We start from the raw sequence: 15,329 nt of genomic DNA, 5'->3' as shown, positions 1-15,329 counted from the left end.
GCCGGCCGGGGACGGGAAGTCCACGAAGCCCGCGGTCCCCGTCCCGGCACAGGATGCCGGGACGGGGACCGCGGGCTCTCGGCGCGGCCTCGGGCGGCCGCCCGCTCAGCCCAGGCGCTCGACCAGGGCGTGGTACTCGTCCCACATCGCCTTCGGGGTGTGGTCGCCGAAGGTGTTCAGGTGCTCGGGGATGAGCGCGGCCTCCTCGCGCCAGGCCTTCTCGTCCACCTTGAGCAGGAACTCCAGGTCCGCCTCGGGAAGCGCCAGACCGTCGGTGTCCAGGGCGCTCCTGGCCGGGACGATGCCGATGGGCGTCTCGGCGCCCTCCGCCTCGCCGTTCAGGCGGCCGACGATCCACTTGAGCACCCGGCCGTTCTCGCCGAAGCCCGGCCACACGAACCGGCCGCCCTCGTCCTTGCGGAACCAGTTCACGTAGTAGATCCTCGGCAGCTTCGCCGGGTCCGCCTTGGCGCCGACCTCCAGCCAGTGGCCCATGTAGTCGCCCATGTTGTAGCCGCAGAACGGCAGCATGGCGAACGGGTCGCGGCGCAGCTCGCCGACCCTGCCCTCGGCCGCGGCGGTCTTCTCCGAGGCCACGTTGGCGCCGAGGAAGACGCCGTGCTGCCAGTCGAAGGACTCCGTCACCAGCGGCACCGCGCTGGCGCGGCGCCCGCCGAAGAGGATCGCCGAGATCGGCACGCCCCTGGGGTCCTCCCACTCCGGCGCGATGATCGGGCACTGCGAGGCGGGCACGGTGAAGCGGGCGTTGGGGTGCGCGGCCGGGGTGCCGGAGTCGGGCGTCCAGTCCTCGCCCCGCCAGTCGGTCAGATGGGCCGGGGGCTCCTCGGTCATGCCCTCCCACCACACGTCGCCGTCGTCGGTGAGCGCGACGTTGGTGAAGATCGCGTTGCCCCAGAGGGTCTTCATCGCGTTGGCGTTGGTGTGCTCACCGGTGCCCGGCGCCACGCCGAAGAAGCCGGCCTCGGGGTTGATCGCGTAGAGGCGGCCGTCCTCGCCGAAGCGCATCCAGGCGATGTCGTCGCCGATCGTCTCGACCGTCCAGCCCGGGATCGTCGGCTCCAGCATCGCCAGGTTGGTCTTGCCGCAGGCGCTGGGGAAGGCGGCGGCGACGTACTTCGACTCACCGCGGGGAGGCGTCAGCTTGAGGATCAGCATGTGCTCGGCGAGCCAGCCCTCGTCGCGCGCCATCACCGAGGCGATGCGCAGCGCGTAGCACTTCTTGCCCAGCAGGGCGTTGCCGCCGTAGCCCGAGCCGTAGGACCAGATCTCGCGGGTCTCGGGGAAGTGGGAGATGTACTTGGTGGAGCTGCACGGCCAGGGGACGTCCTCCCGGCCCGGTTCGAGCGGGGCGCCGACGGTGTGGACCGCCCTGACGAACGCCCCGTCCTCGCCCAGCTCCTCCAGCACGGCGCTGCCCATGCGGGTCATCGTCCGCATGGAGACGGCCACGTAGGCGGAGTCGGTGATCTCCACGCCCAGCGCGGAGAGCGGGGAGCCCAGCGGTCCCATGCAGAAGGGGACGACGTACATCGTGCGGCCGCGCATCGCGCCGCGGAAGATGCCGCCCTCGCCGCCGGACCCGGTGAAGACCTCGCGCATCCTCGCGGGGTCCATCCAGTGGTTGGTGGGGCCCGCGTCCTCCTCCCCGCCGGAGCAGATGAAGGTGCGGTCCTCCACGCGCGCCACGTCGGACGGGTCGGAGGCGGCGTAGTACGAGTTGGGGCGTTTGACCGGGTCGAGCCTGGTGAAAGTGCCCTTCTCGACCAGTTCCTCGCAGAGCCTGTCGTACTCCGCCTCGGAACCGTCGCACCAGACGACGCGGTCGGGCCGGGTGAGAGCCGCGATCTCGTCGACCCAGGCGGCCAGTCCCCGGTGACGGGTGGGGGTGGTGTTGCCGGGAGCCGCAGTACTGCGCGTCACAATCGCTCCAGATGTCGAGGGTTTCATGCGGATACCGCACATGTATCCGTTTTGTTCATCCGTGCTTCAGATTCGACCCCGTGGGGGCTGCGACCCGGACGCTGCGGCCTTGCTCATCCGGTGCCGACCATGCTCATTTGATACTCCGCCTTCGGGGCGATTCTGTCCAGACGGCCGCATGGTGAGCATGGCCACGCGGCGGCGAAGCCGACGGTCACGTAGGTACGATGAGACGCATGACCGCCGCAGTGCCCGAATCCCCCAGGACCCTGCCCGCCGAGGATGGCGACGGCCGCGAGGACCACGGTGCCCGGGGGGCCGTCCACCCCGTCAAACCCCGCCTGCGGGGGTGGCTGCACGCCGGGATGTTCCCGGCCGTGCTGACCTCGGGGATCTTCCTCACCGCTCTGGCGCAGACCCCGCGCGGCCGTCTGGCCTGCGCGGTCTACACGCTGACCGCCTGCCTGCTGTTCGGCGTCAGCGCCCTGTACCACCGCGGCGACTGGGGCCCGCGCGCCAACGCGGTGCTCCGCCGCCTCGACCACGCGAACATCTTCCTGATCATCGCGGGCACCTACACGCCCCTGACGATCCTGCTGGTCCCCGGAGGCCGCGGTCAGTTGCTGCTGTGGGGCGTCTGGGCCGCCGCCGCCGCGGGCATCGCCTTCCGCGTCTTCTGGGTCGGCGCGCCGCGCTGGCTCTACACCCCCTGCTACGTCGCGATGGGCTGGGCCGCGGTGTTCTTCCTGCCCGACTTCCTGCGCGCGGGCGGTGTCGCCGTCCTGGTGTGCGTGATCGTGGGCGGCCTCCTCTACAGCGTGGGCGGCCTCGTCTACGGCATCAAGCGGCCCAACCCCTCACCGCGCTGGTTCGGCTTCCACGAGGTCTTCCACTCCCTCACCCTGGCCGCCTTCGCCGTCCACTACGTGGGAATCTCCCTGGTGGCCTACAACGCCTGACACCCGGTCCCGGCCCCCGCCCCCGGCGGGCGGTCAGCGGCCGCGCCGCACCGAGCGGCCGGCGAGCACCCCGGTGCGGCGGCCGTCCTCGACGGCGAACCGGCCGCCGACCAGCACGTGCGGGATGCCCCGCGGCGGGGTGCGCGGCGCCTCGAAGGTCGCCTCCGCCGCCACCGTCTCCGGATCGAACAGAACCAGGTCGGCGTGGTACCCCTCGCGGACCAGCCCCCGGTCCGGCAGCCGCAGCCGGGCGGCCGGGCGGCCGGTCAGACGCGCCACGCACTCCTCCAGCGACAGCACGCCCAGTTCGCGCACATAGCGCCCCAGGTAGTGCGGGAAGGCGCCCCACGCCCGCGGATGGGGCCGGCCGCCGACGAGGATGCCGTCGCTTCCGCCGGTGTGGGCCCGGTGCCGCATGATCGCCCGGACGTTCTCCTCGTGCCCGACGTGCTGGAGGACGGTGGTGCCCAGCCGGTCCGCCAGCAGCAGCCGCCGCGCCACCGTGAACGGCTCCTCTCCGCGTTCGGCCGCCGTCCGCGCGATCGTGCGGCCCACGTGTCCGGCCAGGGCGGGGTCGGTCACCCCGGAGACCTCCACGGTGTCCCAGTCGACCGGCACCCCGTGGCAGCCGTCCGAGCCCTCGGTCTCCATCACGTACCGGATCCGGGCGCAGGCCTCCGGGTCACGCAGCCGGGCGAGGGTCGCCCCGGGGCCGCCCTCGGCCGCCCAGCTCGGCAGCAGCGCGGCCAGGCTGGTGCAGCCGGGCAGGTAGGGATAGCTGTCCAGCGTCAGATCCATGCCCTCCTCCAGAGCCGCGTCCAGCAGGGCCAGCAGCTCGGGGGCGCGTTTGGCGTTGACGGAGAAGTTCACGGTGGCGTGCGCCAGGTGCAGGGCGCATCCGGAGGCGCGGGCGACCTCGATCATCTGCGCGTACGCATCCAGCGCGCCGGCGCCGTAGGAGCGGTGGTGGGGGCAGTGGTAGCCGCCGTAGGACGCCACCACCCGGCACAGCTCGGTCAGCTCGGAGTCGGGGGCGTACATCCCCGGGGTGTACGTCAGGCCGGACGACATCCCCACCGCGCCCTGTTCCAGGCCCTCGGCCACCAGGCGCCGCATCCGCTCCAGCTCCCCGTCCGCGGCGGGCCGGTCCTCCCAGCCGACCGCCATCGCCCGCACCGTGCCGTGGGGGACGAGATAGGCGGCGTTGACGGCGATGCCGCGGTCGAGCCGGTCCAGGTACTCCCCGACGGTCCGCCAGTCGAAGTCGACGTCCGAGCCGTCGCCGTTCCAGCCGGTGATCGCCTGCCGCACCCGCGCCAGCGTGCGGTCGTCCACCGGCGCGTACGACAGGCCGTCCTGCCCGAGCACCTCCAGGGTCACGCCCTGGGCGACCTTGGCGATGTGGGCGGGGTCGCGCAGCAGCGCCAGATCGCTGTGGGCGTGCATGTCGATGAAGCCGGGTGCGAGGACCAGGCCGTCCGCCTCCAGCACGCGCCGTGCGCCGGGGCGCGGCCCGGCGTCCCCCTCGCGGTGGACCACGGCGATCCGGCCGCCGTCGACGCCGACATCGGCCCGGCGGGCGGGGGCTGGGGTGCCGTCGGCGACGCGCGCGCCGCGCAGGACGAGTTCCACGCCGGACTCCGGTTCTCGGGGACGGGGAGGGGTGGGGGAGGGGTCAGAAGAACGTGCGGACGAAGTCGGTGACGGTACCGTCGGCCTCGGCGACGGGGATGAGCTGCCACCGGTCGAAGACGGTGCACGGATGCGACAGGCCCAGCGCCACCCAGTCGCCCACCTCCAGCTCCGTGCCCGGCGCGAGGCGGACGAACGCGTGCTGGTCGGCCAGCTTCACCACCTCCATCCCCTCCGCGGCCCGCTCCGCGCCGCCGGCCGTGCGGACGGTCACCGGCTGGGGCAGGCCCAGGTCGTAGGAGGTGTCGCGCTTGCCCGCGTTGAGGAACGCCAGGTGCGGCTCGGGACGGGAGACCACCTGTGCCCACAGCCGGAACGCCGGCAGCAGCGAGCCCTGCCCGGGTACGCGGTTGAACGGGGTCGCGCGCCGGTAGTGGCCGTCGTCGTGCGAGATGTACGCGCCCGAGCGCAGCAGCTTCAGCACCGGGCGCGAGAGTTCCGGCACGCGCCCGAAGACCTCGGCCACCACGTCGAACCAGGCGCTGCCGCCCGCGCTCACCACGATCTCCTCCCCGGGCCCCAGGGCGGCGAAGAGGCCCGCCGCGTCCAGGCCGGCGGCCAGCGCGACCAGTTCCTCCAGCCAGGCCCGCACCCGTCCGGCGTCGGCGTCCGGCACCTCCCCCTCGTAACCGGCGACGCCGACCAGCCGCAGCGAGGCCGCCTCCGCCACCGCCCGAGCCACCCGCACCGCCTCACCGGCCGTGCGCACACCGGTACGGCCGCCCGTCACGCCCAGCTCGACGACGACGTCGAGGGGACGCGGGGAGGGGGAGGCGCCGGTGGCCGGGGCCAGGGCGGCGTCCATCAGCTCCACGCCGCGCACCGAGTCCGCATAGCAGACGACCGCCGCCTCCGGGTCCGCCACCAGCTCCGCGGAGATCCAGCGCAGCGCGGCGGCGTCCACCACCTCGTTGGCCACGAAGACCCGCCGCACTCCGAAGGCCCGGCACACGCGCACCTGGGAGGGCACCGCGACCGTGATGCCCCAGGCGCCGTGGTCGAGCTGGCGCCTGAAGAGCCGGGGGGACATCGACGTCTTGCCGTGCGGGGCGAAGGCGAGGCCGTGCCGGGCGGCGAAGGCGCCCAGCTGCCGCAGATTGTGCTCCAGCGCCCCGGCGGCCAGCGTCAGCACCGGGGTGGTGAAGCCGCCGGTGAACAGGGAGCGCCGCTGGGCCGCCAGCGCGCCCACGGTCAGTCCCGCCGCGTTTGGGGGCAGCCCCTTGAAGCGGTGGTCGACGATCTCGCCGGCGAGACGGGCGACGGGGTCCGCGGACCCGGGCCCCCCGGTGTGCCGGAGGCGCTCGGGGTGCTCTGGTTGCTCGGCGTGCTCGTCGGCCACGGTGAACTCCGGACTCCGGGGCGGACCCCGGAAGAGTGATTGCGATATGTGCAACACCTGTTGCGCATAGTGCTCTTCGCTGTCTAGCATCCCCGCGAACGCCCGGTCAACGGACAGCGGGGACGGAAACGGGGACGGAAGCGGGGAGGGGCGACCGTGACGGTGCGTCCCGGGACCTCCGCACCCGTCGCGGCCCACGGCCCCCGCGCCGGGCTCCCCTTCGGCGTGGTCTGCCCGGGGGGAAACCATGGCGGCCTTCCGGCCCGCCGGCCCCGGCCGGCTCGCCGAGTCCCCGGTCTTCGTCCGCGGCGTCGGCGGCGCCGAGTCCAACACCGCCTGCCTGCTTGCCCGCGCCGGGCACCGGGTCCGCTGGAGGGGGCTGCGGCACGGCCATCCGGCCGCCGCCGCGCTCACCTGCCCGGCGACCTCGCCGAACCGCCCGGCCGGGCCCTGGCCGACCGGCTGGCCGCGCTCGACGACGCCGCCTGGGGCAGACTGCGGCTCACCCCCGGCTGGACCACACGGAAGGCGTGAGACAGATGAGCCAGACCGTCGGCCGGGCGCTGAGCATCCTCCCCCTGCTCGCGCGCGGGCCGGCAGGCCTCGAACAGGTCGCCCGGCACCTGGACGTCCACAAGTCCACCGCCCTGCGGTTGCTGCGCACCCTGCACGAGCACGGTATGGTCCACCGCCAGGCCGACCAGCGTTACCGCCTGGGAGCGCGGCTGATCGCGCTGGCTCAGGAGGCCGTGGAGAACATCGATGTGCGTGCCGTCGCCCACCCGTACCTGGCGGAGCTGAACGAGGCGTGCGGCCACACCGTCCACCTGGCGGTACGGCAGGAGGACGAGGTCCTCTACATCGACAAGGTCGAGAGCCGCTACCCGGTGCGGATGTACTCGCGCATCGGCAGACCGGTGGCGGTCACCGTCGCCGCGGTCGCCAAGGTCATCCTCGCCGACCTGCCCGAGGCCGAGCGGCGCGCGCTCGCCGAACGCCTGGACTACCCGCGCCACACGCCCCGCTCCACACCGGGCCCGGACGCCTTCCTGAGGGAGCTGGCCCGGGTGCGCGAACAGGGCTGGGCCACCGACCTCGGCGGCTACGAGGAGACGGTCAACTGCGTCGCGGCCCCCGTACGCGGCGCGGACGGCCGGGTCGCCGCCGCACTGTCGGTCTCCGCGCCCGCGGCCGTGGCGGGCCCGGGCGAACTCATGCGCCTGCTGCCCCTGGTACGGCGTACGGCCGACGCCGCCGGCGCCGAGTACTCGGGCAGGCCCCCCGCCACCTGACCCTGCGAACCCCCGTGAACCCCCGTGAACCCCCGTGAACCCCCGTGAACCCCCGTGAACCCCCGTGAACCCCCGTGAACCCCCGTGAACTCAGCCTCACCCGGAAGGACGACCGTGAGCGACACCCCCGCGAAGAACCCCGCCGGCACCCCCTCCAGGACCGCGTTCACCCCGCCGACCCACACCGTCCCGCCCGCCCGCTTCTCGCACGGCGTGCGCAAGGGGAACATCCTCCAGGTGGCCGGACAGGTCGGCTTCCTGCCCGCCGTCCCCGGGCAGCCGCCCACCCCGGCGGGCCCGTCCCTGCGTGAGCAGACCCTTCAGACCCTCGCCAACGTGGAGGCGGTCCTGAGGGAGGGCGGTGCGAGCTGGGAGGACGTGGTGATGGTCCGCGTCTATCTCACCGACACCGGCCACTTCGCCGAGTTCAACGAGATCTACGACGAGTACCTCGCCGGCCCGGCGGGCCTCACCGGCCCCCCGGCGGCGCGGACGACCGTTTACGTCGGCCTGCCCGCCGGGCTGCTGGTCGAGATCGACGCCATGGCCGTCGTGGACTGAGGCCCGGCGGTCCGCCCGCGCGTTCGCGTGCGCCAATGCGCCCTCTTGTGCCGTCCGGCGGCGCGCTGTTGTATGCGCCACGCCGGTCACGGGGACGAGAGCGGAGGTCGTACATGGCCAGTACGGGTGAGAAGGGCGCGGCGGACGGCGCGGAACGGTCCGGGAGCGGAGCGGGGGCCGCCGCGGAGAGTGCCGCGGCCCCTCCCGAGCGGAAGGCGAGCTGGCGGCTGGTCGGCCCCGGCATCGTGGTGGCGGCCACCGGCGTCGGTGCCGGAGACCTGGTGGCCACCCTCGTGGCCGGCAGCAGGTTCGGCTACACGCTGCTGTGGGCGGCCGTCATCGGCTGCCTGGTGAAGATCGCGCTGGCGGAGGCCACCGGCCGCTGGCATCTGGCCACCGGACGGACGATCTTCGACGGCTGGCGCAGCCTGGGAGCGTGGACCACCGTCTACTTCGCGGTCTACGTCACCGTGTGGGGCTTCGTCTACGGAGCCGCCGCCATGTCCTCCAGCGCGCTTCCGCTGGTCGCCCTCTTCCCGGGCGTCCTGGAACTGAAGACCTGGGCGGTCCTGTGCGGGCTGGCGGGTCTGGCGTTCGTCTGGTTCAACCGCTACGCGATCGTCGAGAAGATCATGATGGTCTTCGTCGGCGTGATGTTCGTGGTCGTCCTCTACGTGGCGGTCCGCGTCACGCCGCACCTCGGCGACGCCGTCGCCGGACTGCTTCCGGTGCTGCCGGACGGCTCGCTGCTCTACACCCTCGGCCTGGTCGGCGGCGTCGGCGGGACGATCACCATGGCCGCGTACGGCTACTGGGTCAATGCCAAGGGCTGGACCGACAGCGGCTGGATGCGGATGATGCGCCTGGACAACCGGGTCGCCTATCTGACCACCGGCGTCTTCGTGGTGGCGATGCTGGTCGTCGGCGCCGAGCTGCTGCACGCGGCCGGCACCGCCGTCGGCTCCGGCGACCAGGGGCTGCTGGACCTGGGCCGGATCCTGGAGGACCGCTTCGGGGCCGTCACCGCCAAGCTCTTCCTGATCGGCTTCCTCGCCGCCTCCTTCTCCTCCCTCGTGGGTGTCTGGCACGGCGTCAGCCTGCTGTTCGCCGACTTCGTGGAGCGTACGCGCGCGGCACGGGCGCGGGGCGCCGGCGGCGAGCCCCCCGTCATCGAGGTCGCGAGGGGGCGGCGCGAGCGCTCCCGGCCGTTCCGCGGCTACCTGCTGTGGCTGACGTTCCCGCCGATGGGTCTGCTGTGGCTGGACAAGCCCTTCGGGCTGGTCATCGCCTACGGCGTGCTGGGCGCCTTCTTCATGCCCTTCCTCGCCGGAACGCTGCTGTGGCTGCTCAACTCCGGACGCACCCCCCGCCAGTGGCGCAACGGACCGCTGAGCAACGCGATGCTGGCGGCGGCCGGACTGCTCTTCGTCGTGCTGTGCGTCCAGCAGGTGCGCGAACTGCCCTGGTGACCGTTCCCGCACGGCGCCCCGGAGGGCGCCCGTGCGAGAACGGCGCGGGGCCCGGACCGTGACGGACGCGGTCCGGGCACCGCCCCGGCGTTTCGCCGGTGCTTACGGCAGCGAGTGGACGTGCGGGCCGACGGCGTCCGACCACCGGTTGCCGTTGAGCGCGTCCCAGTTGGTGGACCAGGTCATCGCGCCGCGGATGCCCGGGTAGGTCCGCGCGGGCTTGAACGAGCCGCACCTCGTACCCCTGGCCAGGCAGTCCAGGGCCGCGTTCACCACGGAGGGATCCACGTAGCCGGAGCCGGCGCCGCGTGTGGAGGCGGGGGTGCCCAGACCGACCTGGGAGGGGTCGAGGCCGCCTTCGAGCTGGATGCAGGCGAGCGCGGTGAGGAAGTCCACCGAGCCCTGCGAGTACACCTCGTTGTCGCAGCCCAGCATCGAACCGCTGTTGTAGTACTGCATGTTGACGACCGTGAGGATGTCCTTCACGTTCAGCGCCAGCTTGAAGTACTCCGTGGACGTGGACTGCATGTCGATGGTCTGCGGGGCCATCGTGAGCACCATGGAGGGGCCGGCCTTCGCCGACAGCGAGCGCAGCGCCTGCGTCAGCCAGGTGGAGTCGATGCCGTGCTCCAGGTCGATGTCCACGCCGTCGAAGCCGTACTCCTCCATCAGCCGGTGGGCGCTGTCGGCGAAGCGCGCGGCGGAGGCGGAGTCGTTGACGATGACGTTGCCCTTCTCACCGCCCACCGAGATGATCACCTTCTTGCCGTCCGCCTGCCTGGCGGCGATGTCGTCCTTGAACTCCTGGACGGAGGAGTAGCCGAGCGCCGGGTCGAGGTTGAAGGTGATCTCGCCCGTCCTGGCCGTGGAGTCGGCGAAGGAGACGGCGATGATGTCGTACTGGTCCCGCACCTCGCGCAGCTTCTGCACCCGCGCGCCGTTGTCGAAGTTCTGCCAGTAGCCGGTGACGGCGTGCTTCGGCACACCCGTGCCGGGGCCGCCGCCGTCGCCGGTCCGGTCGGTGGTGGCGGTGACGGGGGCGGACTTGGCGGACTCGCCGGCGCCGTTGACGGCGCTGACGCGGAACTCGTAGGTGGTGGCGGCCGCCAGGCCGGTGACGGTCGCGGAGGTGCCCTGTACCGACAGTGCTCTGGTTCCGTCCCGGTGGACGGTGTAGCCGGTGGCGCCGTCGACGGCGTTCCAGTTCAGGGTGACCGAGGAGGAGGTGGTCGCACCGACGGTGGGGGCGCCGGGTGCGGCCGGGGGCTGGGGGTCGGGTTCGCCGGGGTCGCCGCCGGGGCCGGTGAGGGCGACGTCGTCCACGTGGTAGGCGTTCTGGCCGTACCAGCCGTGGGTGTGGACGGTGACGGAGGTGGTGTGGGGGCCGGTGGTGAAGGAGGTGTTCAGCCGCTGCCAGCCGGAGGTGCCGGGGGTCCAGGTGGAGACGTCGGTGGTGCCGGTGCCGGATGCGCCGAGGTAGACGTAGGAGCCCTGTACCCAGGCGCTGAGTTCGTACTGGGAGTCGGGCCGGACGGTCACGGTCTGGGCGCACCTGGCGTGGTCGCTGCCGGTGGGGGTGGCCTTGAGTGCGGCGGTGCCGCCGTGGACGGGGGAGGAGACGGTCGTGCCGCTGCCGGCGGAGCAGGTCCAGCCGTTCAGGCCGGACTCGAAGCCGGCGTTGCGCACCAGATTCGCCTCGGCGGCCCCGGCGCTGCCCGAGAGCCCGCCGAACGCCATCGCTCCGACCGCGACCGCCCCCGCACCGAGCGCCGCGGTGATCCTGGTGCGGGCGCGTGCGGTGCGGCGCGCGCCGGATGCCTCGCCTCTCCCGCCGTCCGTGGTGCCTCTTCGCGTCCTGTGTTCCACTACTGCCTCCGAGCGTTGGGGGTGAGCGCGCGTGGGGAGACGGTGGCCACCGTGCTGAGCCGGAAGAATGGTTCAGACCAATAAGGATGTCAAGGGGGCCGGTATCCCCGCGGGCGCTGGAGCGTCCCCGCGCCGTGCGCCGCACACAGCCGGGCCTCCGCGTCCACCCCTCTCGTCCGGGGGCGCGAAGCGACCGGTTCGGCCTGTGACATGTCATCAATTACCCTGTTTGGCCAGGGAGTCGGCGGTGGTTCCGCGAACAGCGGTTTCCGGCAGGTGTTCTCTGCGGCTCGAGGCGCCGATAAGCTGCTGAGCCGGCAGGACCGCAGGACCCCGCAGAGCAGAGCAGCACCGCAGGACAGTTCTTGGACAGGGGAACACCCACGTGCTCACCGCGATAGCCGTCACCAGCGCCGACCTGGTGCTCCCCCCACCCGACGCGCACACGCCGACGGCGCACGTGCTGACACCGCCCGACCGGCAGCCCCTGGACGCGGCGGTCCACGAGACGCGCCTCCTCGTCGAACAGCACGGTTGTCTTGTCGTCCTGTACCCCTCGTCCGCCCCCGCCGCCTTCGTCCGCAGACTGCACACCGTCCGCTCCGTGCTGGAGAGCGACCGCATCGCGCTGCTCGGTGTCGACCTGCCCCCGCTGGGGACCGCAGTACTGGCCCGCCAGATCTGCCAGTTGTCCGTCTGCGACTTCAGCCCCGGGGTCCTGGGCGCGGCCGTCCGGCTGCTGGCGCACTACGTCTACGCGGGTGCCCTGCTGAACTCCGTCGCCCGGCTGGACCGGGTGCCCGTGCCCCTTACCGCGCACGCCAGGTCCTGGATGCCCGGCTCGCAGTTCGCCGTACTCGCCGGCCCCGCTCCCCAGCTGGTCAGGGTCGGCGGCGAAGAGGTCCCCGCCGGGCCCGAGTTCGGCACGCAGCTCACCTTCGCCGCCGGCAGCCTCGCCCCCGGCTGGGTGACCGGCACCCTCGCCCCGCGCTGGCGGGTGCGGGACGTACGGGAGGCGCCGCTGCCGGCCGAGTCGACGCGCTGGTGGGGGACGGGCCGGCTGGTCGAGTTCGCCGCGGCCATCTGGGACGTCTCCGTCCTGTACCGGCTCGTCGGCTCGGTACGGCGCGAGGAGTGCCACTGGTGCGGCCTGGAACTGATCGGGGACCGCTGCGCGTTCTGTTCCGCCCCCGTGCCGACGGAGGAGCGCGGGGCTCTCCCGGCAGGCACCGCTCGTACGATCCCCGCGATCGGCGGGGCGCGCTGAGGTGAACCGCAGCCACCCGGAGGAGCCCGCCCGCTCCACGCGCCCCGCCCGCCAACGACGTCCCCGAACGAGGTGGCCGCAACCATGAACTCACGCCAGCGCCGCGGCGTCATCCTGCTGCTCCTGTCCGTCCTTTGCGCCCTGGGCGCCTTCGCGGGGGTGCTCTCGGTGATCAGCGACGTGGAGTCGAAGGTGGGCCCGGAGGTGACCGCGTACCGGATGGCGAAGGATGTGCCGGCCTACCGGGCGGTGGACGAGGGCGCGGTGGAGAAGGTCGCGATACCGGAGCGCTGGCTGCCCGGGACCGCGATCACCGATCTGCGCGACCTGGAGGGGAAGATCGCCGTCACCTCCCTGGAGGAGGGGTCGCTGCTCCAGGCCGACATGGTGGGCGACCGGCCCGAACTGCGTAAGGGGGAGCAGGAGATCGCCATCATGATCGACGCGGCGACCGGTGTGGCGGGCAAGATCCGCTCCGGCTCCCGGGTCAACATCTACGCCACCTTCCGCGGCTCGGACGGGGACGGAGGTGACGCCCGGAACGCCGTCTCCAGGGTGATCGTCGACAACGCCCGCGTCATCGATGTCGGCAGTCTCACCCCCATCTCCCAGAGGGGCGAGCGCGGCGACGGCGACTCCGAGGCGGTGCCGATCACCTTCGCGCTGAGCACCGCGGACGCCCAGCGGGTGGCCTTCGCCGAGTCCTTCGCCGTCAACGTCCGGCTGGCACTGGTGGCGCCGGGCGACGACACCGCCATCCCCGAGGACCAGCGCACCTACACCCTCGACGGGGACAGGTGAGGCGGCCGATGGTCATGCGCGTCCTTCCGGCCGTCGGCGACGCCGACGCCGCCCGCTCCGTCACGGCGCTGCTGAGCCGGCTCCCCGACACCGAGGCCGCACCACCGGCCGGCGACTCCGCGTCGCTGCTGGACGCCCTCGGGGCGCTCGCGGCCGAGTCGGTCGCGTCCCTGCCCGAGGTCGTCCTCGTCCACGAGCGCATCGGACCGCGGCCCGCGCTGGAACTCATCCGGGAGATCGCGCTACGGTTCCCGGCGACCGGGGTGGTCCTGGCGACCGCTGACACCACCCCGGTGCTGTACTCGGCGGCCATGGACGCCGGCGCACGCGGCGTGGTCGGCCTGCCCCTGTCGTACGAGGAGCTGGCCACCCGGGTGGGCGCCGCGGCGCAGTGGGCGGCGGGGGTGCGGCGGCACCTGGGCACCGGACCGGAGGCCGCGACGGGCCCCGGCGGCACCGTCGTCACCGTCACCGGCGCCAAGGGCGGGGTCGGCACCACACTCCTCGCCGTCCAGATGGCGCTCGCCGCCTGCGCCGCGGGCCGCTCCACCGCGCTGGTGGACATGGACCTCCAGGCGGGCGACATCGCCTCCTACCTCGACGTCCGGTTCCGCCGTTCGATCGCCGACCTCGCCGGCATCGCCGACCTCTCCCCGCGCGTCGTGCAGGAAGCCGTCTTCGCCCACCCCGCCGGACCGGCGCTGCTGCTCGCCCCGGCCGAGGGCGAACGCGGAGAGGAGGTCGACGACCGCGCCGCCCGGCAGATCACCGGCGCGCTGCGCTCGCGCCACGAGGTCGTGGTCGTCGACTGCGGCACGCACATGAACGGCGCCAACGCCGCCGCCGTGGAGATGGCGGACACCGCCGTCCTGGTCACCACCCCGGACGTCGTCGCTGTCCGGGCGGCCAAGCGCATGGTCCGGCTGTGGGAACGTCTGCAGGTCCGCAAGGCGGAGGAGACGGTGACGGTCGTCAACCGCCACAGCCGCAACGCGGAGATCCACCCGCAGCTCATCGCCCAGATCGTCCGCACCAAGGTCGCCCGGGGCACGGTCCCGGCGAACTTCAAGGAGCTCCAGGCGGCCGTGGACTCCGGCCGGATGCAGGACCTCGACAGCCGCAGCACCGTCAAACAGGCGATGTGGGGACTGGCCGGGGAACTGGGACTGGCCGGCAGCGACGGGACGGCCCCGGCGGACAGGAGCCGCGGCGGAGGGCAGCGCGGCGACCGCGGCCTGGCCGGTCTCCGCCGCCGCCGGGGAGGCTCGGGCGGGCGCGCGTAGGAGCGGCGGCACACCAGTGGGACCGCACGGACGGGACCGGGGAGGGACGGACGATGAGTGGTGTACGGGCACGGGGCGCCGCGGACGGCGGCGGCCGGGACAGGGGGCAGGTGACCGTCGAGTTCACGGGCACACTGCCGCTCATCCTGGTCGTCCTGGCCCTGATGTGGCAGTTCGTCCTGATCGGCTACACCTTCACCCTGGCCGGCAACGCGGCCGACGAGGGCGCCCGCGCGGCGGCCGTGGACGGGGACTGGGTGGGAGCGGCCCGGGAGGACCTGCCGGACGCGTGGCGGGGATCGTCGCGGGTCGGCCGCGGCTCCCCGGCTCCCGGCATGGTCGAGGTCACGGTCGGGCTGAAGGTGCCGGTGCTCTTCCCCGGGGGAGCGAGCATGCCCATGACGATCACCGGGAAGGCCGGAGCGGTGGAGGAGAGCCGGGAATGACGGGAACGAGCCGCCGCCGTGCCGCGAGCCGCCGGCCGCACTCCGACCGGGGTCAGGTCGCCCTGGAGTTCGTCGGGTTCCTCCCGCTGCTGCTGCTGGTCGGCCTCGCCGCGATCCAGCTCGGCCTCGTGGCCTACGCCGCCCAGCAGGCCGGTACGGGAGCCCGCGCCGCCGCCCGCGCCGAGTCGGCCGAGGAGGTGGAGACGGGCGGCGAACGGGCCGGAAGCGCGGCCGTCAGCGAATGGCTCGACGCCGACTTCGCGGTGCGGGTCTCGCGCGAGGAGGTGACCGCCACCGCGACCGTGGACGTCCCGTCGGTCCTCCCCGGCTTCGACTTCGGACCGGTGAGGAGGACGTCCACCATGCCGCGAGGCTGACGCGGCCGTGCCCGCACCGCCCGGTACGCCGCCCGG

13 protein-coding genes are annotated in these 15,329 nt (G+C 73.3%); 9 read left to right on the top strand and 4 right to left on the bottom strand.

Annotation, left to right across the window (positions count from 1 at the left end; genetic code table 11):
- Window positions 1-105: 105 nt before the first annotated feature.
- Window positions 106-1,941, bottom strand: a complete 1,836-nt coding sequence (locus tag LJ221_RS05580; RefSeq protein WP_241714279.1) for a phosphoenolpyruvate carboxykinase (GTP) — start codon at window positions 1,939-1,941, stop codon at window positions 106-108.
- Between the two features lie 236 nt (window positions 1,942-2,177).
- Here LJ221_RS05580 and LJ221_RS05575 point away from each other — a divergent pair, with 236 nt between their 5' ends.
- Complete coding sequence (locus LJ221_RS05575) at window positions 2,178-2,900, top strand: hemolysin III family protein (RefSeq protein WP_241714276.1); 723 nt, start codon at window positions 2,178-2,180, stop codon at window positions 2,898-2,900.
- Window positions 2,901-2,933: 33 nt separating this feature from the next.
- On the opposite strand, the gene LJ221_RS05570 is transcribed toward LJ221_RS05575, so the two are convergent.
- Both LJ221_RS05570 and LJ221_RS05565 read right to left on the bottom strand, forming a co-directional pair.
- Window positions 2,934-4,532, bottom strand: coding sequence for an amidohydrolase family protein (locus tag LJ221_RS05570; RefSeq protein WP_241714274.1), 1,599 nt, complete (start codon window positions 4,530-4,532; stop codon window positions 2,934-2,936).
- Window positions 4,533-4,575: 43 nt separating this feature from the next.
- Window positions 4,576-5,832, bottom strand: coding sequence for an amino acid deaminase (locus LJ221_RS05565; protein WP_241714309.1), 1,257 nt, complete (start codon window positions 5,830-5,832; stop codon window positions 4,576-4,578).
- A gap of 638 nt (window positions 5,833-6,470) precedes the next feature.
- On the opposite strand from LJ221_RS05565, the gene LJ221_RS05560 reads away from it, so the two are divergent.
- The 3 genes from LJ221_RS05560 to LJ221_RS05550 all read left to right on the top strand — a co-directional run bounded on the left by LJ221_RS05560 (window position 6,471) and on the right by LJ221_RS05550 (window position 9,253).
- Complete coding sequence (locus LJ221_RS05560; protein ID WP_241714271.1) at window positions 6,471-7,223, top strand: IclR family transcriptional regulator; 753 nt, start codon at window positions 6,471-6,473, stop codon at window positions 7,221-7,223.
- A gap of 114 nt (window positions 7,224-7,337) precedes the next feature.
- Window positions 7,338-7,784: a RidA family protein gene (locus tag LJ221_RS05555; RefSeq protein WP_241714269.1), complete on the top strand. Its 447-nt coding sequence runs from the start codon at window positions 7,338-7,340 to the stop codon at window positions 7,782-7,784.
- A gap of 113 nt (window positions 7,785-7,897) precedes the next feature.
- Entirely contained in the window at window positions 7,898-9,253 is a 1,356-nt protein-coding gene (locus LJ221_RS05550) for an Nramp family divalent metal transporter (protein ID WP_241714267.1), read from the top strand.
- A 102-nt stretch (window positions 9,254-9,355) separates the two neighbouring features.
- Here the strand turns inward: LJ221_RS05550 and LJ221_RS05545 are convergent, their stop codons facing one another.
- Window positions 9,356-11,032, bottom strand: a complete 1,677-nt coding sequence (locus LJ221_RS05545) for a glycoside hydrolase family 18 protein (protein ID WP_308314726.1) — start codon at window positions 11,030-11,032, stop codon at window positions 9,356-9,358.
- Between the two features lie 472 nt (window positions 11,033-11,504).
- On the opposite strand from LJ221_RS05545, the gene LJ221_RS05540 reads away from it, so the two are divergent.
- The 5 genes from LJ221_RS05540 (at window position 11,505) to LJ221_RS05520 (ending at window position 15,293) form a co-directional block, all read left to right on the top strand.
- Window positions 11,505-12,386 (top strand): zinc ribbon domain-containing protein, encoded by an 882-nt coding sequence (locus LJ221_RS05540; protein ID WP_241714265.1) that lies wholly within the window; start codon window positions 11,505-11,507, stop codon window positions 12,384-12,386.
- An 84-nt stretch (window positions 12,387-12,470) separates the two neighbouring features.
- Window positions 12,471-13,187, top strand: coding sequence for a Flp pilus assembly protein CpaB (cpaB, locus tag LJ221_RS05535; protein ID WP_241714263.1), 717 nt, complete (start codon window positions 12,471-12,473; stop codon window positions 13,185-13,187).
- 8 nt (window positions 13,188-13,195) lie between these two features.
- The gene (locus tag LJ221_RS05530; RefSeq protein ID WP_241714261.1) at window positions 13,196-14,470 is read left to right on the top strand and encodes an AAA family ATPase; all 1,275 of its coding nucleotides are present in this window, start codon (window positions 13,196-13,198) and stop codon (window positions 14,468-14,470) included.
- A gap of 53 nt (window positions 14,471-14,523) precedes the next feature.
- Window positions 14,524-14,916 (top strand): TadE/TadG family type IV pilus assembly protein, encoded by a 393-nt coding sequence (locus LJ221_RS05525; protein ID WP_241714259.1) that lies wholly within the window; start codon window positions 14,524-14,526, stop codon window positions 14,914-14,916.
- Window positions 14,913-15,293, top strand: coding sequence for a TadE/TadG family type IV pilus assembly protein (locus tag LJ221_RS05520; protein ID WP_241714256.1), 381 nt, complete (start codon window positions 14,913-14,915; stop codon window positions 15,291-15,293). Before LJ221_RS05525 ends, LJ221_RS05520 begins: the two co-directional genes overlap by 4 nt.
- The last annotated feature ends 36 nt before the right edge of the window (window positions 15,294-15,329 follow it).

It is taken from the genome of Streptomyces sp. CNQ085 (genome assembly GCF_022614595.1).
Lineage (GTDB): Bacteria > Actinomycetota > Actinomycetes > Streptomycetales > Streptomycetaceae > Streptomyces.
This window is presented reverse-complemented; position numbering and strand designations above follow the sequence as displayed.